The organism is Arthrobacter sp. TE12231 (assembly GCF_054062895.1).
In genome coordinates, this window is record NZ_JBSSFS010000001.1 from 182,415 (window position 1) to 206,021 (window position 23,607).

The 23,607-nt window shown below is 68.3% G+C and carries 21 protein-coding genes; 9 read left to right on the forward strand and 12 right to left on the reverse strand.

Translation table 11 applies throughout. The features are described from left to right. Positions 1-233: 233 nt before the first annotated feature. From ACVWYS_RS00830 to ACVWYS_RS00845, 4 genes are read left to right on the forward strand one after another with little or no spacing between them, the layout of a single operon-like run. Positions 234-644, forward strand: a complete 411-nt coding sequence (locus tag ACVWYS_RS00830; RefSeq protein ID WP_456508102.1) for a TOBE domain-containing protein — start codon at positions 234-236, stop codon at positions 642-644. After that, positions 641-1,423 (forward strand): molybdate ABC transporter substrate-binding protein, encoded by a 783-nt coding sequence (gene modA / locus ACVWYS_RS00835; RefSeq protein ID WP_456508103.1) that lies wholly within the window; start codon positions 641-643, stop codon positions 1,421-1,423. Before ACVWYS_RS00830 ends, modA begins: the two co-directional genes overlap by 4 nt. A gap of 7 nt (positions 1,424-1,430) precedes the next feature. Further along, positions 1,431-2,294: an ABC transporter permease gene (locus ACVWYS_RS00840; RefSeq protein WP_456508104.1), complete on the forward strand. Its 864-nt coding sequence runs from the start codon at positions 1,431-1,433 to the stop codon at positions 2,292-2,294. Then, the gene (locus ACVWYS_RS00845) at positions 2,291-3,340 is read left to right on the forward strand and encodes a sulfate/molybdate ABC transporter ATP-binding protein (protein WP_456508105.1); all 1,050 of its coding nucleotides are present in this window, start codon (positions 2,291-2,293) and stop codon (positions 3,338-3,340) included. The genes ACVWYS_RS00840 and ACVWYS_RS00845 overlap by 4 nt, the downstream gene beginning before the upstream one ends. Before the next feature lie 57 nt (positions 3,341-3,397). Here the strand turns inward: ACVWYS_RS00845 and ACVWYS_RS00850 are convergent, their stop codons facing one another. Next, positions 3,398-3,889 carry a carboxymuconolactone decarboxylase family protein gene (locus tag ACVWYS_RS00850; RefSeq protein WP_344365862.1) on the reverse strand — a complete coding sequence of 164 codons (492 nt, stop codon included), beginning with the start codon at positions 3,887-3,889 and terminating at the stop codon, positions 3,398-3,400. A gap of 1,322 nt (positions 3,890-5,211) precedes the next feature. Here ACVWYS_RS00850 and clpB point away from each other — a divergent pair. After that, the gene (gene clpB / locus ACVWYS_RS00855; protein ID WP_456508106.1) at positions 5,212-7,881 is read left to right on the forward strand and encodes an ATP-dependent chaperone ClpB; all 2,670 of its coding nucleotides are present in this window, start codon (positions 5,212-5,214) and stop codon (positions 7,879-7,881) included. Between the two features lie 125 nt (positions 7,882-8,006). Here clpB and ACVWYS_RS00860 read toward each other — a convergent pair whose 3' ends face one another. Further along, on the reverse strand, positions 8,007-8,804 hold the full coding sequence (locus ACVWYS_RS00860; RefSeq protein ID WP_456508107.1) for a septum formation family protein: 798 nt from the start codon (positions 8,802-8,804) through the stop codon (positions 8,007-8,009). A 292-nt stretch (positions 8,805-9,096) separates the two neighbouring features. Here ACVWYS_RS00860 and ACVWYS_RS00865 point away from each other — a divergent pair, with 292 nt between their 5' ends. Both ACVWYS_RS00865 and ACVWYS_RS00870 read left to right on the forward strand, forming a co-directional pair. Beyond that, entirely contained in the window at positions 9,097-9,330 is a 234-nt protein-coding gene (locus tag ACVWYS_RS00865; RefSeq protein ID WP_116767215.1) for a DUF3073 domain-containing protein, read from the forward strand. A 233-nt stretch (positions 9,331-9,563) separates the two neighbouring features. Beyond that, the gene (locus ACVWYS_RS00870; protein ID WP_456508108.1) at positions 9,564-10,361 is read left to right on the forward strand and encodes a VOC family protein; all 798 of its coding nucleotides are present in this window, start codon (positions 9,564-9,566) and stop codon (positions 10,359-10,361) included. A gap of 92 nt (positions 10,362-10,453) precedes the next feature. Here the strand turns inward: ACVWYS_RS00870 and purM are convergent, their stop codons facing one another. From purM to ACVWYS_RS00885, 3 genes are all read right to left on the reverse strand, one after another. Further along, positions 10,454-11,623: a phosphoribosylformylglycinamidine cyclo-ligase gene (gene purM, locus ACVWYS_RS00875; protein ID WP_456508109.1), complete on the reverse strand. Its 1,170-nt coding sequence runs from the start codon at positions 11,621-11,623 to the stop codon at positions 10,454-10,456. Then, positions 11,620-13,320, reverse strand: a complete 1,701-nt coding sequence (purF, locus tag ACVWYS_RS00880; RefSeq protein ID WP_456508110.1) for an amidophosphoribosyltransferase — start codon at positions 13,318-13,320, stop codon at positions 11,620-11,622. Before purF ends, purM begins: the two co-directional genes overlap by 4 nt. Before the next feature lie 77 nt (positions 13,321-13,397). After that, entirely contained in the window at positions 13,398-13,766 is a 369-nt protein-coding gene (locus ACVWYS_RS00885) for a hypothetical protein (RefSeq protein ID WP_116767206.1), read from the reverse strand. A gap of 89 nt (positions 13,767-13,855) precedes the next feature. Here ACVWYS_RS00885 and ACVWYS_RS00890 point away from each other — a divergent pair, with 89 nt between their 5' ends. After that, on the forward strand, positions 13,856-14,704 hold the full coding sequence (locus ACVWYS_RS00890; protein WP_456509201.1) for a class I SAM-dependent methyltransferase: 849 nt from the start codon (positions 13,856-13,858) through the stop codon (positions 14,702-14,704). Positions 14,705-14,895: 191 nt separating this feature from the next. On the opposite strand, the gene ACVWYS_RS00895 is transcribed toward ACVWYS_RS00890, so the two are convergent. Together ACVWYS_RS00895 and bcp are read right to left on the reverse strand one after the other, a co-directional pair. After that, positions 14,896-15,846, reverse strand: a complete 951-nt coding sequence (locus ACVWYS_RS00895; protein ID WP_456508112.1) for a hypothetical protein — start codon at positions 15,844-15,846, stop codon at positions 14,896-14,898. Between the two features lie 243 nt (positions 15,847-16,089). Continuing rightward, a complete protein-coding gene (gene bcp / locus ACVWYS_RS00900) occupies positions 16,090-16,569 on the reverse strand; it encodes a thioredoxin-dependent thiol peroxidase (RefSeq protein WP_344365822.1) in 480 nt (159 codons plus the stop codon). Positions 16,570-16,744: 175 nt separating this feature from the next. Between bcp and ACVWYS_RS00905 the strand changes: the two genes are divergently transcribed. Further along, positions 16,745-17,719: a serine hydrolase gene (locus ACVWYS_RS00905; protein WP_456508113.1), complete on the forward strand. Its 975-nt coding sequence runs from the start codon at positions 16,745-16,747 to the stop codon at positions 17,717-17,719. 133 nt (positions 17,720-17,852) lie between these two features. Here ACVWYS_RS00905 and ACVWYS_RS00910 read toward each other — a convergent pair whose 3' ends face one another. Genes ACVWYS_RS00910 through gcl form a run of 5 tightly spaced genes read right to left on the reverse strand, consistent with a single transcriptional unit; the run spans position 17,853 to position 23,543 of the window. Continuing rightward, positions 17,853-18,350, reverse strand: coding sequence for a peroxiredoxin (locus tag ACVWYS_RS00910; RefSeq protein ID WP_344365816.1), 498 nt, complete (start codon positions 18,348-18,350; stop codon positions 17,853-17,855). A gap of 44 nt (positions 18,351-18,394) precedes the next feature. Next, positions 18,395-19,207, reverse strand: a complete 813-nt coding sequence (locus tag ACVWYS_RS00915) for a winged helix-turn-helix domain-containing protein (RefSeq protein WP_456508114.1) — start codon at positions 19,205-19,207, stop codon at positions 18,395-18,397. Beyond that, positions 19,204-20,547 (reverse strand): allantoinase AllB, encoded by a 1,344-nt coding sequence (gene allB / locus ACVWYS_RS00920; RefSeq protein WP_344365811.1) that lies wholly within the window; start codon positions 20,545-20,547, stop codon positions 19,204-19,206. Before allB ends, ACVWYS_RS00915 begins: the two co-directional genes overlap by 4 nt. Then, positions 20,540-21,751: a glycerate kinase gene (locus ACVWYS_RS00925; RefSeq protein ID WP_456508115.1), complete on the reverse strand. Its 1,212-nt coding sequence runs from the start codon at positions 21,749-21,751 to the stop codon at positions 20,540-20,542. Before ACVWYS_RS00925 ends, allB begins: the two co-directional genes overlap by 8 nt. A gap of 1 nt (position 21,752) precedes the next feature. Next, complete coding sequence (gene gcl, locus ACVWYS_RS00930) at positions 21,753-23,543, reverse strand: glyoxylate carboligase (protein ID WP_456508116.1); 1,791 nt, start codon at positions 23,541-23,543, stop codon at positions 21,753-21,755. Positions 23,544-23,607: the final 64 nt, after the last annotated feature.

The window sequence follows — 23,607 nt, forward strand, 5'->3', positions numbered from 1 at the left end:
TCTAGCGCCGACCGCGGACACCGGCCCGGGCGTCGGACGTGCGCCAGCCGGAACTACGCCGGCCCGGCCTACGGTGGCCGGAACTACGCCAGCCCGGCCCACGGTGGCCGGAACTACGCCGCCCGGCCTACGCCGGCCGGGAGGGCTCCGGCGTGCCATGCCCGGCGTCACAAATCCTGCTTATGCGGATATTTCTCAGTGAATAAACCGCAAATGAGGAATAGTGTGGAGTTATGCCCAAGATTCGCGTCTCCGAAGCAGCCCGCTTTCTCGGCGTTAGTGACGACACCGTCCGGCGCTGGATCGAACAGGGAAGCCTGACCCCGCTCAAGGATGATTCCGGCCGGCTAGCTGTGGACGGGCTCGAGCTCGCCCGGCTCGCCCGGGAACAGGCCCAGCTTCCGGAGGACCCTGCCCGGGCGGGCAGCTCCGCCCGGAACCGTTTCGTGGGACTCGTGACCGCCATTACGGCCGATACCGTGATGGCGCAGGTGGAGCTGCAGTGCGGGCCTTTCCGCGTCGTGTCACTGATGAGCAGCGAAGCCGTGCGAGACCTCGGGCTGGAACTCGGCTCCGTCGCCACCGCCGTCGTTAAGGCCACCACAGTGATCATTGAAACGCCCAAGGGAAAGAGCCTCGCATGAGCCTCCGCACGAGGATCGCTGCCGTCGCCATGGCTGCAGCCATGGCCGCTGCCGCCGCCGGTTGCGCCCCATCAACCGGCCAAAATCCCGCGGCCAGTGACTCCGGGAAGACTCTCACCGTGTTCGCTGCAGCATCGCTGAAGGCCCCCTTCACCAAACTCGCCACCACCTTCGAGGAAAGTCACCCGGGCACGAAAGTGGCGTTGAGTTTCGCCGGGTCATCCGACCTCGTCACCCAGATCAGCCAGGGAGCCCCCGCGGACGTTTTTGCCTCGGCGGACACCAAGAACATGGCCAAGCTCGCTGACACCGGCCTGTTGGACGGTGCGGCCGCGACTTTCGCCACCAACGTCCTGGCGATCGCCGTCCCGCCGGCCAACCCGGCCTCGATCGCGTCTTTCGCCGACCTTGCCCGTCCCGGGGTCCGGGTGGTGGTCTGCGCCGGCCAGGTCCCCTGCGGTACCGCCACCGCCGCCGTCGAGAAAGCCACCGGCGTGACGCTGAAACCGGTCAGCGAGGAATCCTCCGTCACCGACGTCCTGGGCAAAGTCACTTCGGGCGAGGCCGACGCCGGCATCGTCTACGTCACGGACGTCAAGGCTGCCGGTGACAAGGTCAAGGGGATTCCCTTCGCCGAAGCGGACAAGGCCATCAACACCTACCCCATCGCCACGGTCGGTTCCAGCAAGAATAAGGAACTGGCCGCGGCCTTCACCGCACTCGTTACCGGTGCCGAAGGTAAAAAGGTCCTGAGCGATGCCGGGTTCGGCACGCCGTGAGACGCGCATGAGGCACGGCTATCAGGGTGTCCCGCGCTGGATCTACGTCCTCGCCGCGGCGGGGGCCCTGTTCGTCCTGCTGCCCCTGGCCGCCATCGTCGCGAAGGTCAACTGGGCGGAGTTCCTGCCGCTGGTCACGTCGGAGTCGTCCCTGACCGCGCTGGGATTGAGCCTGCGCACCTCCGCGGCCAGCACGGTGCTGTGCATCGTGCTGGGCGTGCCGCTGGCCCTAGTCCTGGCCCGCGGACAGTTCCGCGGTCAGCGGCTCCTCCGCTCCTTCGTGCTGCTGCCGCTCGTCCTGCCGCCCGTCGTCGGCGGCATCGCGCTGCTCTACACTTTTGGCCGGCAGGGTCTGCTCGGCCGCTCGCTGGAACTGGCCGGTATCCAGGTCGCCTTTTCGACGACGGCGGTGGTCCTGGCCCAGACCTTCGTCGCACTGCCGTTCCTGGTGGTGAGCCTTGAAGGGGCCCTGCGCTCGGCCGGGAGCCGGTACGAGGCCGTCGCCGCGACTCTGGGCGCCCGCCCCACCACGGTGCTGCGCCGCGTAACCCTTCCCCTGGTGCTGCCCGGGCTGGCGTCCGGCGCCGTACTTTCGTTCGCGCGCAGCCTTGGCGAATTCGGCGCCACGCTCACGTTTGCCGGCAGCCTGCAGGGCGTCACCCGGACCCTGCCGCTGGAGATCTACCTGCAGCGCGAGACCGACGCCGATGCCGCCGTCGCGCTGTCCCTGCTTCTTGTCGCGGTGGCGGTCGCCGTCGTCGGGCTGTCCTACCGGCGCCCCGGGGCGGCCGGCGGGCGCGGACCCAGCGGGGCTGAGCGCGCAACGCGGGACGGGGCGCCGGAGCCGGCACCGGAGAGAGTGGCGCCGTGAGTGTCCGGATTGACGCCGCCATTGCCGCCCGCGGCTTTGACGTGTCCATGAGCCTGGCGCCGGGGGAAACCGTAGCCGTGCTGGGCCCCAACGGGGCCGGCAAGTCCACGCTGCTGTCGGTCATTGCGGGCCTGCTCCGGCCGGATACGGGCAGGGGCGAGGTGGACGGCAAGGTCCTGTTCGACCTCGGCCCCGCGACGAACACCTGGACGGCGCCCCACCGGCGCGGCACCGCCCTCCTGGCGCAGGAGCCGCTGCTGTTTCCGCACCTGAGCGCGCTGGACAACGTGGCCTTCGGCCCCCGCAGCGCCGGCGTGCCCAGGGCAGCGGCCCGGGAAACCGCGCGGCGCTGGCTGGCCGAAGTCGACGCCCTCGACCTCGCGTCCCGGCGGCCCGGGGAACTCTCCGGAGGCCAGGCACAGCGGGTGGCCGTGGCACGCGCGCTGGCCGCCGACCCCGAGGTGCTGCTCCTGGATGAACCCATGGCGGCCCTGGACATCCACGCCGCGCCGCTGCTGCGCCGGCTGCTCAGGCGCGTCCTCGCCGGGCGCCGGGCCGTCGTTGTCACCCACGACGTCCTGGATGCCTACATGCTCGCCGACCGGGTGATCGTCCTGGAAGAGGGCAGGATCACCGAGGAAGGCCCGGTCCGCGAGGTGCTCCGGCGCCCGCGCAGCCGATTCGCCGCCGGTCTCGCCGGGCTGAACCTGGTGGCCGGTACCGTTACCGCCGCCGGTATCCGTTCGCCCGAGGGGCTGGAATTTGCCGGCCAGCATGATGCACCGCTCGTCCCCGGGCAGGCAGGCGTGGCCGCATTCCCGCCGTCGGCCGTGTCCGTTTTCCTCTCCGAAGCGCACGGCAGCCCGCGGAACTCGTTCCGGGTGAGGCTTACTGACCTTGAGCCGCACGGGGACCAGATACGGGTCCGCGCCGGCGAGTTGGCGGCCGACATTACGCCGGCCGCCTCCGCGGACCTCGGCCTGGCACCGGGGCTGGAGGCCTACTTCGTGGTCAAGGCCGCGGCGGTGTCCATCTACCCGGCGTAGGTTTTTGTCTTGGCAGGGGGTGGTTGGCGCGGCTGGTGCTGGTTAGTCCCGGGCTGGTTAGTCCCGGGCGGCGCGGACCGGATGCTGGCTGACGATGGAGACACGGTTGAACGCGTTCATCGTGATCGCCAGCCAGCTGACGGCAGAGAACTCCTCGGCTGTCAGGTGCCTGCGGGCCTGGGCGCCCTCGCGGTCGCGGGCGTGGGCGTCGGAGATGGTGGTGATGGCCTCGGCCAGGGTCAGGGCTGCCCGTTCCTTGTCGGAAAAGAGGGCGGTGTCGCGCCAGGCGGTGAGTACGGCCAGGCGCTGGGCCGACTCGCCGTTCTTGACGGCATCGCCGACATGCAGATCCAGGCAGTAGGCGCAGCCGTTGATCTGCGAAATACGGACATTGAGCAGCTCGATCAGCTTCCCGTCCAGGCCGGCCTCTGCGGCAGCTTCTTTGGCTTTCAGACCCAGACCGTTGAGCGCACGCCAGGCGGCAGGATGTTCCTTGTCTAGGAAGACACTCCGGTGCCCGGGATTCTGCGGTGCCGACGTCTCGTTCATGCATTCCACAATACCGACGAGCTCCCGCGTGCCCCGGAGCGTCGTGTGACAATTTTGTCAAACATATGACAAGCTTTGGAGGTGGGAGTGATTGGCCCGACGGCTGGTTCCTTGGGGGACCCGGCCGCCGTGCCACTCCTTCCCGGCGCGCCGCTCCTTGCCGGCGTGCCGCTCCTTGCCGGCGGGGCTGGCTGAGCCGAGGTCTGCCAAGCCCTGCTGCGGTCCGCCAGGCTCCGCTGCGGGACATGCCCCGCGTCCGGCCCTGGTTGCGGACATATCCGGTGGTCGCGCCGACTACGGAGGACATGTCCAGCGGTCGCCTACCCAGCAGCGGACATGTCCAGTTTTCAGATCCACGACTGGGCATGAGGGGAGGATGTCCACTCGTGCAGGTCAGCCGCGGCCATGTCCCGCAGCCACGAGCTTCAGCGGAGGACATGCCCCTCTGTCACACGGTGTAAGGGGCGACATGTCCAGCCTTCAACGCGGTGCGGAGGGCGTGGGCATTAACGCCCAACTTCAGGGGCACAAAGCAATTCATCGCTGCGCGTCGAGGGGCGCCAGACATGCTCATTGGCCGGCCCTTGGGGCGCCGGGCATGCTCATTGGCCGGCCCTGGGGTGGCGGACGGGTTCATTCTTGGTGCCGACCCTGCTCATTTTGGGTGCAGGCTCGGGTGGGCATGCTCATTCTGGATGCGGGCTCGGGTGGGCATGCTCATTTCTCGCGCCCGGGTGAATTGGGCATGTCCAGGCTTTGATTCGAACGGTGGGCATGGGCATCGGCCTGCTGTGGCCTGTGGGGACATGCTCATTCCCAGCGCCGAATCCAGGGCCATGCTCGTTTTTCGCGCCCGTATGGACGGGACATGTTCATTCCTGGATCCGAACAGTGGACATAGTGGGATTATGTCCATTCCTGGCGGACAGCGGAGCGCATGTTCCGCGGCAGCAGCGGTCCGTGTCGCAGCGGAGCGCATGTTCCGTGGCAGCAGCGGACAGGGTCGCAGGTGTGCGGCCCGGGCCCCGCGCCCCGCGCCCCGCGCCCCGCGCCCCGCGCCCCGCGCCCCCTGGCCCCCTGCCCCTGCGGCCCGGGCCCCGCGCCCCCTGGCCCCCTGGCCCCCTGCCCCTGCGGCCCGGGCCCCGCACCCCGCACCCCCGCACCCACGGGCCCCGCGGTCCAGCGCGGCCCGTGCAGGCGGGGGACTCCGGCCCTAGACAGCTGTTTCGCCGTCGGCAAACATGGACCCAAAGGGACCCAATGCAAAGTTGAGTGGAGTAGACTCAACTTTAATATCAGCATGTTCCCGGAAGGAGCTCTCTTTGGACGCCAAATTCACCACCAAGAGCCAGGAGGCTCTTGCGGCTGCCGCCATGAACGCCTCGACGGCGGGAAACCCGCAGCTTGAGCCTGCCCATCTGCTCAAGGCGCTCATGGATCAGCGGGAGGGCGTTGCCGTCGCACTGCTCCGCGCCACGGGGACGGACCCGGATTCTGTCAGCGTCCAGGCCAGCTCCGCCATCAAGTCACTTCCGTCCACCTCCGGCAGCTCTGTGCAGCAGCCGCAGCTGTCCCGCACCGCCCTGCAGGCCATCAAGAATGCCCAGAACGAGGCCGAGCGCCTCGGCGACACCTTCGTCTCCACCGAGCACCTGCTGCTGGGGCTGGCATCCGGAAGTGACGCCGTCGGCAAGCTCATGCGCGACGCCGGTGCCTCCCACGAGGCTCTGCTCGCCGCCCTGCCCGGCGTCCGCGGCGACCGCAAGGTCGACAACGCCGACCCCGAGAACACCTTCCAGGCGCTGGAGAAATACGGCACCGACCTCACCGCGATCGCCCGCTCCGGAAAGCTGGATCCGGTGATCGGCCGCGACGCCGAGATCCGCCGCATCATCCAGGTCCTGAGCCGCCGCACCAAGAACAACCCCGTCATCATCGGCGAACCCGGCGTGGGTAAGACCGCCGTCGTCGAAGGACTTGCCCAGCGGATCGTCGCCGGAGACGTCCCCGAAAGCCTGCGCGGCAAAACCCTGATCGCCCTGGACCTTGCATCCATGGTGGCCGGCGCCAAATACCGCGGCGAATTCGAGGAGCGGCTCAAGGCCGTCCTGGAGGAAATCAAGAGCTCCGAGGGCCAGATCGTCACGTTCATCGACGAGATCCATACGGTGGTCGGGGCCGGTGCCTCCGGGGACAGCTCCATGGACGCCGGCAACATGCTCAAGCCCATGCTGGCCCGCGGCGAGCTCCGGCTGATCGGCGCCACCACTCTGGATGAATACCGCGAGAACATCGAAAAGGATCCCGCCCTGGAACGCCGCTTCCAGCAGGTCTTCGTCGGGGAGCCAAGCGTGGAGGACACCATCGGCATCCTGCGCGGCCTCAAGGAGCGCTACGAGGCCCACCACAAGGTCGCCATCGCCGACTCCGCACTGGTCGCCGCCGCCACGCTTTCCAACCGCTACATCTCCGGGCGGCAGCTGCCGGACAAGGCGATCGACCTCGTGGACGAGGCAGCGTCCCGGCTGCGCATGGAGATCGATTCCGCCCCGGAGGAGATCGACCAGCTGCGCCGCTCCGTGGACCGCCTGACCATGGAGGAACTGGCCCTGGCCAATGAAACCGATCCCGCATCGATGGAGAGACTCGCCGCGATCCGGGCGGACAAAGCGGACAAAAATGAAGAGCTGGCCGCCCTTAACGCCCGCTGGGAAGCCGAGAAAGCCGGCCTAAACCGCGTCGGCGACCTCAAAGCCAGAATCGACGAACTGCGCTCCGCCGCCGAGAAGTTCCAACGCGAAGGCGACCTCGAGGCGGCCTCGCGGATCCTTTACGGCGAACTGCCCGCCCTCGAACGGGAACTCAATGAAGCCGCTGAGGCGGAGTCGGCCCGGGTGGCCGGCGGCGGGGCCAAGCAGGATCTCATGGTGGCCGACGAGGTCACCGCCGACGACATCGCCGAGGTCATTTCGGCCTGGACCGGCATTCCCGCCGGGCGCATGCTGCAGGGCGAGAGCCAGAAGCTGCTGGACATGGAGCACGTCCTGGGCGAGCGGCTGATCGGCCAGAAGAAGGCCGTCGCCGCGGTCTCCGACGCCGTACGCCGCGCCCGCGCCGGAATCAGCGATCCCAACCGGCCCACCGGCTCGTTCCTGTTCCTCGGTCCCACCGGCGTCGGCAAGACCGAGCTCGCCAAGTCCCTCGCCGACTTTCTCTTCGACGACGAGCGCGCGATGGTGCGGATCGACATGTCCGAATACTCGGAAAAGCACTCCGTGGCGCGCCTCGTCGGGGCCCCTCCCGGGTACGTCGGCTACGAGGAAGGCGGCCAGCTGACCGAGGCCGTCCGGCGCCGGCCCTACTCGGTGCTGCTGCTCGATGAAGTGGAAAAGGCCCACCCGGAGGTCTTCGACATTCTCCTGCAGGTGCTCGACGACGGCCGTCTCACCGACGGCCAGGGTCGCACTGTGGACTTCCGCAACGTGATCCTGGTGCTCACCTCGAACCTGGGCAGCCAGTTCCTGGTGGACCCCACCCTCGACGCCGAGGCCAAGAAGAACGCCGTCATGGCCACCGTGCACGCCTCCTTCAAGCCGGAGTTCCTGAACCGGCTGGATGAAGTCGTGCTGTTCGATCCGCTGAGCGTGGAGGAGCTGTCCCGCATTGTGGAGCTGCAGGTCAAGGAGCTGGGCGAACGACTCAAGGGCCGCAGGCTGAACCTTGAAGTCACCGAGGGCGCCCGCGCGTGGCTGGCGGTAACCGGCTTCGATCCCGCCTATGGCGCCCGGCCGCTGCGCCGGCTGGTGCAGCGCGAGATCGGCGACCGGCTGGCCAAAGCCATCCTGGCCGGCGAGATCTCCGACGGCGACACGGTTGTGGTGGACACCGCGCCCGACCTCATGGAACTCACCATGGGCGGGCCGGCGGTCACAGACCGGCCCGACGGCGGCGCGTCCACCGGCAGCGGCCTCTCGGTCCGGCGCAAGGAGTAGGCGCCGCCAGAAACAGAAAGTTAAACGCCACTGGCAGCCGGGTCATCCCGGCTGCCAGTGCGCTAAGCCCGGTTCGCTAAGGCCACGCCACGCCAGGCCAGGGCCGGGCAGGGTGGGGCAGGGCTCTAGGGAAGCAGGGACTCCATGATGACGTTCCCGCCGTCCGTCACGGCATAGCAGTCCACCCGGCGGTCGCCCTTGTTCCAACTGCTCGAACTCGGGTAGGCCAGCTTGTAGCTCAGCGCGTAGTCGCCGGCCTTGTCTGTCAGGGGTGCGTCCTTGCAGGCATCGCGCGCCTTCTGCTTGAGCGCATCCCGACCGGGGTAGGAGTCATCTGCCGCGTACCTCTCCACGGCGACCAACTGGGCCGAATGGCCGGTGGAGCAGTCCACGATCGTGGACTGCTCGGCATTCGGGTCGAAGTCCTTGAAGCAGTCACGCAACTGGAAGTCCAGGGGGCTGACGCCTTCCAGCGGCAAGGCTCCCCGGCTGGCCGACGCCGACGCCGACGCCGACGAGGGTGCGGGGGTCGGGCTGCTGCCATCCGCGGAGGGCTGGGCGCTGCCGGCAAAGGAGGCCACCGCCCACCACACCAGAAACCCGAGGACGACGAGCACACCCGCGGCCATGCCGAGCCGCTTGGCCCCTTGCCGGCGGATCCGGCAGGCAAGGGGGCGTGCGGTGTCTGAGATTGCTGTGGTGATGCCGGTGAGGCGGACGCCTGAGAGCTTCGTGGACAGGCGGTTGGCCGCGGGCGGTTTCGTGGCCGAGTCGTCGGCCTGGGGCATCCCGGCGATCGTATCCGCCGGAGATGTCGCGGTCCGTTCCGGGTCGGCCGTCACAACGGGTAGGGCGGACGTCGGCAGCCTCGAAGGCGGCGGCGGGACGGCCCCGACGTCGTGCCTTGGATTCTCTTCAGTCACTGAGAAATTCACCACTTCCGTGCATCTTTGCCGGGGCTGGAGGCCCGGCATTGTCACCCTTTTCCGGGCGCACATCACGAAACTCTATCGAAGAAGCGAGTCGGGGCGCATACGCCGGGGGCTGGGACGGCGGCTTCCGGAGGCGCAACACTGTCCACAGGCGGCGGCCCGGCAAGCAGTTGACGCCGAAAGCATGTAATCTAGGTGTACGACAAATTGACCAAACATTCCGGGGCCTCACCGATCGCCAAAGGTGACCACCTCCGGTCCAAGTACAAAAGGGGGTCACGCCATGGGGCGCGGCCGTCAAAAGGCAAAAGCTACCAAGCAGGCTCGGGACATCAAGTACTACTCCCCGAACACTGACTATTCGGCCCTTCAGCGCGAGCTCACGGGCCCGGGAAGTCGTGCCACGAACCACTTCACGGATGACCCGGTCGAGCCGGATTATTCGGCGTATGTGGATAAGTACGCGGACGATTTGGAAGACGACGACGACGAGGTAGATACCCGTCGGATTGGTTAGTCGACGCTTCCTCCCGGGAGCTTTGTCCGGGGGGAACCTTCCGGCACTGCGGTGCCAGCCATAGATTTTCAGGCCGCCGGCCACACCTGTGCTTCAGGCGTGGCCGGCGGCTTTTCTTAATCCCCCGGACGGACCACGTCGCGACGCCGCGCAGTTGTCACCGCCGGGGCCCCGGGCTACGTTGATCGTGCCGGATTTTCCCGGACACGACGCCGACGCCCGGAAGGACAGCCATGACCATGCGCACAGGATTCGCCGAGGGCGAACTCTGCTGGACGGACCTCCAGACCAGCGACGTGGAGGCGGCGAAGGCCTTCTACGCTGAAGTTTTCGGCTGGCGTTACGTAAACCTGCCCACCCCGGACGGGCGCAGTTATGCGAAGGCCTTCCTCGGCGATGACCTCGTGAGCGTCATCGCCCCGCAGACCCCCGGGCAGGAATCCGCGGGCCAACCGGGCTGCTGGAACGTGTATTTCGCCACCGACGACGCCCAGGACCTGGCTGCCGAACTGGCCCATTCCTCCGGACATCTTGAGTTCGGCCCCGAGGCCGTCGGCGACACCGGCGTCATGGTCTTCTTTGCCCCGCCCGGCGGCGGAACCACGGGTGCCTGGCAGGCGGGCAGCCACTTCGGAGCTGCCCGGAGCCAGGAGACCGGAGCCCTGGCGTGGGCCGAGCTGCTGACGCCCGAGCCGCAGGCCGCCGTCGGGCTCTTCCAGCAGCTCTTCGGGCATGAGGTGACCGAATACCCCCAGGACGACGGCGGCACGTACACCACGCTCATGGTGGACGGCACCGAGGTGGCCGGGATCGCGCGGGTGCCCGGCGATGCGCAGGACACCCTGCAGCCCGGGTGGCAGGTCTACTTCGGCGTGTCCGACGTCGCGGAAGCAGTGAAGGCGGCGGTGGCCGCGGGCGGCGTCGTGCTGGTGGCACCGGATGAGGGAGAACCGGAGGACGCCGAGGAATCCGGCACCATCGCCACGCTCAGGGACCCGCAGGGCGGCGTCTTCAGCGTGCTGGAGGTTTAGGGCCGCGGCTTAAGCGCATCGAGTGCCCCATAACTGCCGTTTTCAGGTCTCAAAACGGCAGTTATGGAGCACTCGACGTCGGGTCGGGGCCTTTAGGCGTAGGCGTTGACCAGGCGGACCGCGCCGCCGTCGACGCCCTTGGCGCCCTGGACGTAGTCGGGGCCGGACTTGATGATCGAATCCGAGTTCTCCTCCACCGTGCCCATGATCCAGGACGGCAGGCCGCGGTCGTTGAGCCGGTTCACGGCGGCGTCGGCGGCCTCCGGCGAAACGATGGCTACCATGCCCACGCCCAGGTTCAGGGTGCGCTCGAGGTCGGCCAGCGGGACGTTGCCGAGCTCGGAGACCAGCTTGAAGATAGCCGGCAGTTCCCACGTGGCGCGGTCAACGGTGGCCAGCAGGCCCTGCGGGAGGACGCGGGCGAGGTTGGCCGCGAGGCCGCCGCCAGTGACGTGGCTGAAGCCGTGCACGGCCTTGCCGCCCGCGGAGCCGTTCACCGGGAAGGTGCGGGCGAGGTCCAGGCAGTCGGCGGCGTAGACGCGGGTGGGCTCAAGGAGCTCCTCGCCCAGGGTGCGGCCGAGTTCGGAGACCTGGCGGTCCAAGGCCCAGCCTGCGTGGTTGATGACGCGGCGGACCAGGGAGTAGCCGTTGGAGTGCAGGCCCGAGGAGGCCATACCGATCACGACGTCGCCGGCGCGGACACGGTCCGGACCCAGCAGGGCTTCGGCCTCGACCACGCCGGTGGCTGCACCGGCGACGTCGTACTCATTTTCGCCGAGCAGGCCGGGGTGTTCGGCGGTCTCGCCGCCCACCAGGGCCGTACCGGCGACCGAGCAGGCGGCCGCGATGCCGCGAACGATGTCCGCGATACGTTCCGGCACGACCTTGCCGCAGGCGATGTAGTCGGTCATGTACAGCGGCTCGGCGCCGACCACGACGATGTCGTCCACCACCATGCCGACGAGGTCAAACCCGATGGTGTCGTGGATGTCCATGGCCTGCGCAATGGCCACCTTGGTGCCGACCCCGTCGGTGGACGTGGCCAGGAGGGGCCGCTTGTAGGTCAGCAGCCGGGAGACGTCGTAAAGACCTGCGAACCCGCCGACGCCGCCGATCACCGAGGCGTTGTGGGTTGCCTTCACGGCATCCTTCATGAGTTCGACGGCGCGGTCTCCCGCTTCGACGTCGACGCCGGCGGAGGCGTAGGTGATGCCGGCGTTCTGGGCGGCGTTCATGTCAGCGGCCGGGGAGGCGGAAGTCATACTGGCTCTTTCTTGTCGGCTTTGGTGACGCGGTCGGCATCGGTGAGCAGTTCTTCGAATTCGGAGTCCGGCCCCGGATCGCAGCCCGTGGCGCCGGCCTTCTCGGCCGGGTCGTCCGAGATCGAGGTGCCGGGTTCGGCGTCGGGGGAGTCGGACGCGGCCTCTGCCGGTGCGGCCGGCGCGGAAGCGTCCGCTCCGGGAGCAGCTCCGCCGGCGGCGGGAAGACCGCCGAGGTCCGTGCGCTCGAGCAGGTTCTTGCCGAGCTTGTCTGCGCCGGGCAGCTCGATCGGGTACTTGCCGGTGAAGCAGGCGGTGCAGAGGCGTTCGCGCGGCTGCCGGGTGGCGGCGATCATGCCGTCCTCGGAGATGTAGGCCAGCGAGTCGGCGCCGATCGCCTGGGAGATCTCGTCGATGGTGGCGCCGTTGGCGATCAGTTCCGCGCGGGAGGCGAAGTCGATGCCGTAGAAGCACGGCCACTGCACCGGCGGGGAGGAGATCTTGACGTGCACGGAGGCGGCGCCGGCTTCGCGGAGCATCCGGACGATGGCACGCTGGGTGTTGCCGCGGACGATCGAGTCGTCCACTACCACCACGCGCTTGCCGCGGATCACCGATTCCAGGGCGTTGAGCTTGAGCCGGATGCCGAGCTGCCGCAGGGTCTGTGACGGCTGGATGAAGGTGCGGCCCACGTAGGCGTTCTTGACGAAGCCGTGCGCGAAGGGGATGCCGGATTCCTCGGCGTAGCCCACAGCGGCGGGCGTGCCGGATTCCGGGACCGGAATGACAATGTCCGCTTCCTGGGTGTTCTCGCGGGCCAGCTGGCGGCCCATCTCCACCCGGGATTCGTAGACCGAGCGGCCGGCAATGGCGGCGTCCGGGCGGGCAAGGTAGACGTACTCGAAGACGCAGCCGGCCGGGGTCGCGTCGGCGAAGCGCTGGGAGCGGACGCCGTCCTCGTCGATCGCGATGAATTCGCCGGGCTCGATTTCGCGGATGAAGCTCGCGCCGACCGTGGCCAGGGCTGACTGCTCGGAGGCGACCACCCAGCCGCGCTCCAGCCGGCCGAGGCACAGCGGGCGGATGCCGTATGTGTCGCGGGCCGCGTAGAGGGTTCCCTCATCCATGAAGACGAAGCAGAAGCCGCCCTTGATCTTGGGCAGGAGCTCCAGGGCGGTCTGTTCTAGGGACTTTCCCGCTTCACCCTCCAGGAGCGCCGTGACCAGGGCGGTGTCCGAGGTGTTGCCCTGTTTCATCTCGCCGCTCAGGTTTCCGCCGTTGCGGTCCGTGATCATGGCTTTGAGCTCGGCCGTGTTCGTCAGATTGCCGTTGTGGGCCAGCGCCACGGTGCCCGTGGAGGTCGCGCCCAAGGTGGGCTGGGCGTTGGCCCAGTGGCTCGCACCCGTAGTGGAATAGCGGCAGTGGCCGACGGCCAGGTGCCCGGTCAGGGTGTTTAGCGTAGCCTCGTCGAAGACCTGGGATACGAGGCCCATGTCTTTGTAGACGTTGATCCGCTTGCCGTCGCTGGTTGCAATACCAGCCGACTCCTGACCACGGTGCTGCAATGCATACAGCCCGTAATAGGTGAGTTTTGCTACTTCTTCACCGGGTGCCCAGACCCCAAAGACGCCGCATGCGTCCTGAGGGCCTTTTTCGCCTGGGAGAAGATCATGAGAAAGTTTTCCATCGCCGCGTGCCACTGGTCGATTATCTCACGATGTGCGCTAAGACTTTTCCGGCGCCCGGTTTATGACCTGCCGGCAGGCTCAGGCGCGGCTCAGGCGCGGTTCTCGCCGTCGGCGTCGGGTGCGGAGTCCGGAACGGACTCGACGACGGCGCGCTCGGCGCGGCGGACGCTGATCCGGTCCAGCACCAAGGCCGCCACGGCACCTAGAATGACGCCGCCGGCCGCGCAAAGGACCATGAAGAAACCAAATACGGAGCCGCTGTCGTAGCTGGCATCACCCGGGAGGGCGTAGGCGATGATGGCCGCCGCAACAACGCCTACGAGCCCGCCCAGGATCAGGAACGGCACGTACTTCGGCGCCCGCCGGACGGTGACCTCGCGTCGCTCCGGGACGCTGCCGGGGGCTGACTCCCCGTGGGGTTCGGTGCCTGCGGTGCCGGGGGTTTCGTGGGAAGACATGCCGTTAAGCCTACTGCCCTTCGACTCATTGCCGGAGACCCGTTCCGGGAGCAGACTAGGGCTAGGAACAGACGAGCCAAGGATCCGCCATGTTAGCCTCAGCCGACCGCGTTCGCGACCAGCAGCGCCTGCTCTGGGATGAGTTCTCGGCGGGCTGGAAGAAGTGGGACGTTGAACTGCTTGACTGGCATGCCCCGTTCGGGGACGCCCTGCTCGAGGAGCTCCGGCTGCGCCCCAACTCCTGGGTCCTGGATGTCGCGGCAGGCACGGGGGAACCTGCACTCAATGTGGCCGGTCAGGTGCCGGACGGGCGGGTGGTCCTCGCTGACATTTCCGCCGGTATGCTCCGCGTGGCCGAAGAAAAGGCATTGACCCGGGGCCTGCACAACCTGGACTTCAAGGTTTGCGACGCTGCTGCCATGCCCTTTGGTGACAACACGTTTGACGCCGTGTACTGCCGCTTCGGTTTGATGTTCTTTCCGGTCATGTCCGCGGCCATGCGCGAGATGGCGCGCACCGCCAAGCCGGGCGCCCGGGTCGGCGCCGTCGTCTGGGGACGCGCCGCCGAGAACCCGTGGGCCAGCCTGATCCTGGGCACGATTGCCCGGCACCGCGAGCTGCCCATTGCGCCCGCAGGGACTCCGGGGCTTTTCCGCTGTGCACCCACCGGGTTCATGACGCGGATGTTCACGGACGCCGGGCTGGTAGACGTGACCGAGCGCAAGGTCAGCACCGACCTCGTGTTCGAATCCCCGGAGAGCTATTGGGAATTCATGACCGACATCGCGACCACAGTGGCGATGGGGCTGGCCAAGGCGGACGAGAAGTCTCGGGCTTTGATCCGCTCGGACGTATTCGCGTTGCTGGGCCGCTATGAGCACGACGGCGCCATCCGGCTCCGGTCCACCGCCACGGTGATTGCCGGGACCAAGGTGTAGGCAGCCGGCCGGTTTTCGCGCCGTTTTCGGACCGGCGCGTCGCCATTGGTCGGATGCGGCCCGGATCCGCGCTGCATCCGACTGGTTCCGGAGCCGTGGTCCGAAACCGCAGCGAAAACCGCCCGGAGCGCGGCCCGGATCCGCGCTGCCCGTGTCCGATTCCGTAGCGCCTGCCCGGAAGCTTGGCAGGATCAGCGTCGGCAGGACGGGAGTGTCTGCCGCGGAACGCCTGCCGCGGCCAGAAATACCTCAAATTTTCCGGGATTGGACAGCTCCGACCACGTCCAGCGGATCACGCGTCGGCCGGTGGCGCGAATCCGGTCCTCCCGGCGCTTCTCATCGGTGAGGGCCTCAGCGGGTGTCCGGCCCTGCAGGAACTCCGCCTTGCGGTACTTCACGAGTCCGTCGAATTCACCGCAAAGCTGCTCCTCCGGCCAGTCAAAGTCTGTGAATGCGACCAGCCCGCGGGCGTCGCGGATTTCGACCTGAAGGAGGGGAATCCGGAAGCCGAGCCGGTGCATCAGGGCGCGGCTCACCGATTCTCCCGGGGAGCCGGACGCCGGATCAGCGAAATCCAGGGCGGTCCGGATTCGCCGGGCAGCGGCTTTTGTGTAGTTGCCGTCGATGCCGGTGTGGAGTTCCTCGCGGCTGAGCGGTGGCAGATTGTCAGGCTGCGGCCGGAGGACGTGGTCGAATACCGTGACTCCCTGTTCGAACGATTCGAAGGCGGCCAAGTCCAAGGCTGTCCGGACGCGGTCCGTGACGAGGAGCCCGTGACGCTCCTTGATCTGTGCCGAGTCCAAATCGACGAAGTGCCGCCGGACCCCGGCGCGCGAGCGGCCGCCGCCGTCGTCGGAAGTGCAGGCATGCACCAGATGGCCGTGGCCCAGCAGCGGCATGTCCCACAGGGCTGCGGAAGACTGGCGACAGAAGATGGTGCGGCTCTTCAACGTGGAAGCCGCCGCCCGGATGAGGACCGGATACCGGTCCCACGGCGTCAGCGATTCCCAGTCCTGCACCCGGACGTAGACGCCCTGCCGGATCCGCCGGAGCTGGCCGGACTTCGCCTGCCGGGCAAGGCCCCGCGCATCCTGGCCGAGCCGCGCAAGGTCGCTGCTAAGAATCAGTGGTGGTAGTTCCATGCCCCGATGGTGGCCCGTGAGGCGGGGCCGGACAACCACCACTGGGGCGGATGTGGAGAACTCCTCCGCGGCAGTTTCAGACCGGCGCGACGACGTCGGACTGGCGCGCCGTGGATCCGCGTTGCCTGTGTCCGGTTGCGTAGCCGTGGTCCGAAACCGCAGCAAGAACCGCCCGGAGCGCATCCCGAACCTCCCGGCGCGGACGCTTGGACGCCCGAACCGCGGGGCCCAGGGCGCGGACGGTTAGACGCCCAGTTCTTCCTTCAGCGCCGCGACGTGGCCCTGGGCCTTGACCTGGTACTGCGCGAGCTTCACCTTGCCCTCGGTGTCCAGCACCACCGTGGAGCGGACGAGGCCCTCGGTGACCTCGCCGTGGACCAGCTTCTCGCCCCAGGCGCCGTAGGCGAGTGCGACAGCGTGGTCCTCGTCGGCCAGGAGCGGGAAGGTCAGGGCAAAGTCGCCGGTGAAGTGGGCCAAGGCCTCGGGGGCGTCGGGGGAGATGCCCAGGACCTCGTAGCCCGAGCCCTGCAGGGACGCGAGGTTGTCGCGGAAGTCGCAGGCCTCGGTGGTGCAGCCGGGGGTCGCGGCCTGCGGGTAGAAGTACACGATGACGTTCTTGCCGCGGTAGTCGGCGAGGGACACGGGCTTGCCCTCGGCATCGGGAAGGGTGAATTCCGGGGCCGGGGTGCCGGGCTGGAGCTTGACGGTCGGATTGGCGTTCATGAGGATCCTTTAGGGGAGGGAGACAACGGGTCTGTGGTGCACAACACCGGTGGTGCAGGCTGTATTCCGCCGTCTGGCAACGCCCGTCGGCGTCCGCCAGTTGCGCCGGGTCCGGTGCGCGGTGACAGCTTTTTCATAGCTCCGGCATAGGTGTCGTGGCTAGTTTGAAGCAACTATGGAACAGCACACGCCAGGCCAGCGACGATTCGGACCCCGGCCCGCGACGGGCGGCAAACCGCGCCGGGCGGCCGTCCAGCTGCGGACCCTGATCGCGGCGGCCTGTGCAGCAGTGCTCGCCGTCGCGCTGGCTGCCGGCATCTTCTCAGCCGCGGAGGCACGAACGACGACGGCCGCCGCGGGAGCACTCGCTGCCAGTCCGGCGGCCGGCAGTGTTTCGCCGTCGGCCGGTCCCGGCGCGTCGGCCCCGGCATCCGCCGCGGCGGCAGGATCCGTCGACGCCGCACTGGACGCGAAAATCCAGGCCATTATCGACGCCAACAGCCAGTATCAGATCGGCGTGGCGCTGGTCGACGTGTCGTCCGGCGCGGACCCGGCAGATGTCCACGAATACGGGGTCCGGGAGCAGTTCGTGGCGGCCAGTACCGCCAAAGTCCTGGCCGCCGCGGCCTACTATCACCTGGTCGAAACCGGCGCCGCCAGCCTCGATGACCCTTTGGGCGACTACACCGCCGGGTTCCAGCTGCGCGAAATGATCCAGCAGAGCGACAACGACTCATGGTCGCTGATCATGGATGCCGTGGGCCACGAAGAGCTGACGGAGTACGCGGCGTCGCTGGGCGTGACCTACGATCCGGAAACCAACACGCTGACCCCGGCGGAAATGGCCAGCGTCCTGGCCGGGGTCTATTCCGGAACGCTCCTCAACGCCGAGGACACCGCGCAGCTGCTGTCCTACATGCAGGACACCAACTACGAGACGCTCATTCCCGCCGCCGTGCCGGATGGGATAACGGTGTTCCACAAGTACGGGCTCCTGGACGATGAACTGCACGACGCCGGCATCCTCACCAAGGACGGCACGGCCTACGCGCTGGTCATCTACACCAAGGGCCAGAGCCTGAGCGACGTCCCGGAGCGCACCGAGGTGATCCATCAGCTGACGCAGGCCGTGACGGGCGCCCTTTTCTAGGCCGCCCGTGAGGGAATGTGCGGCGTCTTCGGGAATCCGCGGCGGAATCAGACGACCGCACCGCGGATCCGCGGCGCCCCTGTCCGAAACCGTGGCAGAAAACCGAACGCAGCGCGGAGCGGGCGTCCGGCGCTTAGACGCCCAGCTCCTCGCGGAGAGCCCGCACGTGGCCCTGCGCGCTGACCTGGTACTGGGCCAGGACCACGTTGCCGTCGGGGCCCACCACCACGGTGGACCTGAGGGTTCCTTCGCGGACTTCGCCGTCCACCAGCTTCTCGCCCCAGGCTCCGTACGCCAGGGCTGTGGCGTGGTCTTCGTCCGCGAGCAGCGGGAAGGTCAGGGCATGCTCGGCGGCAAAGGCGGACAGGGCCTCCCGCGCGTCGGGGGAGATGCCCAGGACCTCGTAGCCCGCGCCTTGGAGGGCAGCGAGGTTGTCGCGGAAGTCGCACGCCTCCGCGGTGCAGCCGGGGGTGGCGGCGCGGGGGTAGAAGTAGACAATGACGTTCTTGCCGCGGTAATCGGCCAGGGAAATCCGGCGCCCCGCGGAGTCGGTCAGCGTGAACCCGGGGGCCGGAGCACCGGTCTGGAGCCTGGTGGTGGCGTGCAGCTGGGTGGGTACCGTAGATGGCATGGAGTTCCTTCGATTGCGGGTCGGGATGGTGGTGGCAGCGGGGGTCAGATGCTGTATTCCGCTGGTCCGCGGACGGTCGCCAGCGGACCGGGGACGAAGCGGTAGCCGCCGCTGCGGACGGTGACGACGGCGTGCCGGCAGCCCTTGAGCTTCCGGCGCACCCGGCCGACGTACACATCGATAGACCGGGTGGCCGCACCAGGGGTGTCGAACGCGTCGAGGCAATGCTGCAGTTCCTGCCGGCTTACCGTGCGGGAGCAGTTCTGCACGAGGCATCTCAGGAGGGTGAACTCCACGTCCGTCAGGGGCACGCGCTCGCCGTCGAGCCTGGCCTCCCCGGCCGCGAGGTCGACGGCGAGACGGGTGATGCTGCCCGGGGCAGGCGCGAGCGGCGCCCCGCCGTCGGCTGCGGCCCTGCCGTCGTCGTCAGCCCTGACAGGCAGTTCAGCCCCGGCGGGAAGTTCACCTCTGGCAGGCAGTTCAGCCCCGGCGGGAACCTCCGGTGCGGTTCCCGCCGGGGTGCCCTCCTCGCCGGGGGACCGGACGACGGCGGACGTTGCTGCCCCGGCGGCGGGCCTAAAGTGGACTTCCGCCTCCGGGGCACATCTGAGGGCGCGGCCAAGCACGAGTTCGGCCGCCCGTGCCAGGGCCGCCGGGTCGCAGTCGGCGTTGTCCGGAAGGGTGACCCAGACGGCCAGCCCCTTCGCGGTGAGGCCGGACTGTCCAGCTCGTCCGATCTGTCCAGGCCGTCCGACCCGGCCAACAGGTTCGGCCCGGCCGACAGGTCCGGTCCGGCCAACCGGGCCGCACTGTCCGTAAGCGGCGTGTGCCGGGCCGGCCGCGGCCGGCTGGCTCATACGCCGCCGCGGCGGATCAGCTTGCCGGTCGGAGTCCGGCCGTCAACCAGGGTGCCGCGGAGGTAGGTCTGCCGGACAACGCCGGAGAGCGCCTTGCCGTCATACGGGGTGATGGGGTTCTTGTGCTTGAGCTTGGAGACGTCCACGACGTACGCCTCGTCCGGGGCAAAGACGGCGAAGTCGGCGTCGTACCCCAGCGCGAGCTGGCCCTTGTTGGTGAGGCGTGCCAGTGCGGCCGGCTTCTCGGCCATCCACGAGACCACCTGTTCCAGGGGGATGCCGCGGTGCCGGGCCTCGGTCCAGATCAGGGAGAGGCCCAGCTGCAGCGAGGAAACGCCGCCCCAGGCCACCGCGAAGTCCCCGTTTTCCAGGTCTTTCAGGTCAAGCGTGGATGGGGAGTGGTCCGAAACGATGCAGTCAATGGTGCCGTCTTGCAGGCCTGCCCAGAGCAGTTCGCGGTTGGAGGCCTCGCGGATCGGTGGACAGCACTTGTAGGCGGTGGCCCCGTCGGGGATTTCCTCGGCCATCAGGGTCAGGTAATGCGGGCAGGTCTCAACCGTGAGGTGGACGCCGTCGCGCTTGGCGCTGGCGATCATGGGCAGGGCATCGGAAGACGAGAGGTGCAGGATGTGGGCGCGGGCGCCGGTCCAGCGGGCCCGTTCGATGACCTCGGCGATGGCCTTGTTCTCGGCGCCGCGCGGGCGGGAAGCCAGGAACGTCGAGTAATGGTCGCCACCCGGGTGGGGTGCCCGGTCGATCGCGTGCGAGTCCTCGGCATGGACGATCATGAGCGAGTCAAAGGTCTTGAGCTCGGCCATGTCCTCTTCCATCTCGTCAGCGTCCAGGTGCGGGAACTCGTCCACACCCGAGTGCAGCAGGAAGCATTTGAAGCCGAACACGCCCTCGTCGTGGAGGCCGCGCAGCTCGGCCTTGTTCCCCGGCACGGCGCCGCCCCAGAACCCGACGTCTACGAACGCCTGGTCCTCGGCCACCTCGCGCTTGAGCTTGAGCCCTTCCACCGTGGTGGTGGGCGGGATGGAATTCAGCGGCATGTCGATGATGGTGGTCACGCCGCCGGCCGCGGCCGCCCGGGTGGCGGAGGCGAAGCCTTCCCATTCGGTGCGGCCGGGCTCGTTGACGTGGACGTGGGTGTCCACGAGGCCCGGCAGCAGGGTTTCGTCGTCGGCGAGCTCAATCACTTCTGCGCCGGCTAGCCCGTTGCCCAGGGGCTCGATCGCGACGATCTTGCCGCCGCGCACGCCCACTTCACGCGCCGCAATGCCGGCGGTGGTGAGGATGCGCCGGCCCCGGATGACGAGGTCAAAGCGTTCTTCAGACATTGAGGGGCTCCTTCGTGCAGGCAATTTTCGCTGGTGCGGTGCTGGCCGGGACCAAGCCCGGCAGTTCCGCGCCGATGCGCTTTCCCAATTGTTCAAGCAGGGGACCTGCTTCGGCTATACAAGTTTCTACCTTGGCCTCCAGCGAAGTCAGCGGGTAGACCTGCCGGAATCCGGATTCCTTCTGCTGTTCCGGTGTCAGGGTGGTGCGGCCGCAGACCGCGACCACCGGGACCCCGGCTCGCCGGGCCGCCCGGGCAACGCCCGCGGGAGTCTTGCCCAGCAGAGTCTGTTCGTCCAGGCTGCCTTCGCCGGTGATCACCAGGTCCGCGCCGGACAGCCGTTCTGCCAGTCCGGTGAATTCGAGGACGACGTCGATGCCCGGCCGGCGGGTCGCGGCCAGTGCCGCGATCGCCGCGTAGCCCACGCCGCCGGCTGCGCCCGCGCCCGGAGCTTCGGCCGCCCGGAGCGCCCGGGGGCCGATCTCGGATGCCAGGACCTGCACGAAGTGGGCCAATGCCGCATCCAGGAGCACGACGTCGGCGGGGGTGGCGCCCTTTTGCGGGCCGAAGATGCGTGCGGCGCCGGACGGTCCGAGCAACGGGTTGTCGACGTCGCTGGCGAGCACGAAGCGTGCCTCGTCCAGGCGGGAGTCGAACCCGGAGAAGTCGATCCAGGCCAGCCGGGCGAGGGCTGCCCCACCGAGCGGCAGCTCACGGCCGTCGGCGTCGAGCAACCTGGCGCCGAGACCCTGCAGGACGCCGGCGCCGCCGTCGGTGTTGGCGCTCCCGCCGACCCCGAGGATGATCTGCCGGCACCCGGCGTCGAGCGCTGCGCGGATCAGTTCGCCGGTTCCCAGGCTGCTGGCGCCGGTGGCGCTCGCCGAATCCGGCGCGGCACCGGCGCCACTTCCGGGCAGCACGGCGAGCCCGGAGGCGGTGGCCATCTCGATGACGGCAACGCGACCGCGGACGGCGAAGTCCGCGCGGACCGGCTCACCGGTGGGGCCGCTGACGACGGCGCTCCGGCGGGCGAAGCCGGAGCCGACGGCGGCATCGAGGGTGCCCTCGCCGCCGTCGGCCACGGGAATCCTGAGTACCTCAAGGTTGCCGCCACAGGCCCGTTGGAGCCCCATTTCAACGTGCCGGGCAACGTCCGGGGCCGAGAGCGAGCCTTTGAACTTGTCCGGCGCTATGACCACCCGCATCTCAGGCCTGCATCGCCAGGATGGCGGTCGGGGCGTCTTCGGCGGTCTCGGCCAGTTCTTCGAACTCGTTGACCGCGTTGATCTCCACACCCATGGAGATGTTCGTGATCTTTTCCAGGATCACTTCCACCACCACGGGAACCTTGAACTCGCCAGCCAGCGCCTTGGCCTTGTCGAAAGCGGACGCCAGATCGTTGGGGTCCTCCACGCGGACGGCCTTGCAGCCCAGGCCTTCGGCCACCTTGATGTGGTCCACGCCGTAGCCGCTTGCCGTTGCCGAGAGATCAGTGGAATTGATGTTCTCGAACGCCAGGGACACGTTCTGTTCCATGTTGAAACCGCGCTGGGACTGGCGGATCAGGCCCAGGTAGGAGTTGTTGACCACCACGTGGATGTAAGGCAGGTTGAACTGCGCGCCGACGGCCAGTTCCTCGATCATGAACTGGAAATCGTAGTCACCGGACAGGGCAACAACGGTCTCGTCCGGCTTGCCGCGGACAACGCCGAGGGCGGCCGGGGCGGTCCAGCCCAGCGGACCGGCCTGGCCGGCGTTGATCCACTTGCGGGGGCCGAACACGTGCAGCATCTGGGCGCCGGCGATCTGTGACAGGCCGATGGTGGACACATAGGTGGTGTCCTTGCCGAAGGACTTGTTCATCTCCTCGTACACGCGCTGCGGCTTGATCGGGATGTTTTCGAAGTGTGTCTTGCGGTGCAGGCTGGCCTTGCGCTCGGCGCACTCGGCCGCCCAGGCGCTGTAGTCCGGCAGGGTGCCGGCGGCCTTGCGCTCGCGGGCGAGCTCGACCAGCCCTGCCAGGGCCGCGCCGGCGTCGGAGGCGATGCCCAGGTCCGGGGAGAACACGCGGCCGATCTGGGTGGGCTCGATATCGATGTGCACGAACGTGCGGCCGGCCGTGTAGGTGTCCAGGCCGCCGGTGTGGCGGTTGGCCCAGCGGTTGCCGATGCCGATCACGAAGTCGCTGCGCAGGTAGTTCTCGTTGCCGTACCGGTGGCTGGTCTGCAGGCCCACCATGCCGGCCATCAAGGCGTGGTCGTCCGGGATCGCGCCCCAGCCCATCAGGGTGGGGATGACCGGAACGCCCAGCAGTTCGGCCAGTTCCACCAGCTGCTCGGAGGCGCCGGCGTTGATGATGCCGCCGCCGGCCACGATCAGCGGGCGTTCGCCGGCCGTCAGCATGTCAAAGGCCTTTGCCAGTTGCTTGCGGCTGGCCTTCGGCTTTTCCACGGGCAGCGGCTCGTAGGTGTCGATGTCGAACTCGATCTCGGCCATCTGAACGTCGATGGGCAGGTCCAGCAGGACCGGGCCCGGGCGGCCGGAGCGCATCAGCTGGAAGGCCTTCTGGAAGGCGCCGGGAACCTGGCCGGGCTCCAGGATGGTCATGGCCATCTTGGTGACGGGTTTGGCGATGGACTCGATGTCCACGGCTTGGAAGTCTTCCTTGTGCAGCTTGGCAACCGGGGCCTGGCCGGTGATGCACAGCATCGGGATGGAGTCTGCCCAGGCTGCGTACAGCCCGGTGATCATGTCCGTGCCTGCGGGGCCGGACGTGCCGATGCAGATGCCGATGTTGCCGTCCGCCGCACGGGAGTAGCCGTCAGCCATGTGGCTGGCGCCCTCAACGTGGCGGGCCAGGGTGTGGCGGATGCCGCCGTGGGCCCGCATCGCGGAATAGAACGGGTTGATTGCCGCCCCTGGCAGGCCGAACGCCTCGGTGGCGCCCTCCTTTTCCAGGATGGCGACGGCTGCGTCAACAGTGCGCATCTTCGTCATGGTGTGCTCCTTGAAAGTCTGTTTTGGGTGTGGAGGGGGAGCCGCCGTCGTGAAGTACGACGGC

Coding starts and splice junctions, on each gene's coding strand:
- ACVWYS_RS00830 (WP_456508102.1), top strand. CDS start 234: ATGCCCAAGATTCGCGTCTCCGAAGCAGCCCGCTTTCTCGGCGTTAGT.
- modA (WP_456508103.1), top strand. CDS start 641: ATGAGCCTCCGCACGAGGATCGCTGCCGTCGCCATGGCTGCAGCCATG.
- ACVWYS_RS00840 (WP_456508104.1), top strand. CDS start 1,431: ATGAGGCACGGCTATCAGGGTGTCCCGCGCTGGATCTACGTCCTCGCC.
- ACVWYS_RS00850 (WP_344365862.1), bottom strand. CDS start 3,889: ATGAACGAGACGTCGGCACCGCAGAATCCCGGGCACCGGAGTGTCTTC.
- ACVWYS_RS00865 (WP_116767215.1), top strand. CDS start 9,097: ATGGGGCGCGGCCGTCAAAAGGCAAAAGCTACCAAGCAGGCTCGGGAC.
- ACVWYS_RS00870 (WP_456508108.1), top strand. CDS start 9,564: ATGACCATGCGCACAGGATTCGCCGAGGGCGAACTCTGCTGGACGGAC.
- purM (WP_456508109.1), bottom strand. CDS start 11,623: ATGACTTCCGCCTCCCCGGCCGCTGACATGAACGCCGCCCAGAACGCC.
- ACVWYS_RS00885 (WP_116767206.1), bottom strand. CDS start 13,766: ATGTCTTCCCACGAAACCCCCGGCACCGCAGGCACCGAACCCCACGGG.
- ACVWYS_RS00890 (WP_456509201.1), top strand. CDS start 13,856: ATGTTAGCCTCAGCCGACCGCGTTCGCGACCAGCAGCGCCTGCTCTGG.
- ACVWYS_RS00895 (WP_456508112.1), bottom strand. CDS start 15,846: ATGGAACTACCACCACTGATTCTTAGCAGCGACCTTGCGCGGCTCGGC.
- bcp (WP_344365822.1), bottom strand. CDS start 16,569: ATGAACGCCAATCCGACCGTCAAGCTCCAGCCCGGCACCCCGGCCCCG.
- ACVWYS_RS00905 (WP_456508113.1), top strand. CDS start 16,745: ATGGAACAGCACACGCCAGGCCAGCGACGATTCGGACCCCGGCCCGCG.
- ACVWYS_RS00910 (WP_344365816.1), bottom strand. CDS start 18,350: ATGCCATCTACGGTACCCACCCAGCTGCACGCCACCACCAGGCTCCAG.
- ACVWYS_RS00915 (WP_456508114.1), bottom strand. CDS start 19,207: ATGAGCCAGCCGGCCGCGGCCGGCCCGGCACACGCCGCTTACGGACAG.
- allB (WP_344365811.1), bottom strand. CDS start 20,547: ATGTCTGAAGAACGCTTTGACCTCGTCATCCGGGGCCGGCGCATCCTC.
- ACVWYS_RS00925 (WP_456508115.1), bottom strand. CDS start 21,751: ATGCGGGTGGTCATAGCGCCGGACAAGTTCAAAGGCTCGCTCTCGGCC.
- gcl (WP_456508116.1), bottom strand. CDS start 23,543: ATGACGAAGATGCGCACTGTTGACGCAGCCGTCGCCATCCTGGAAAAG.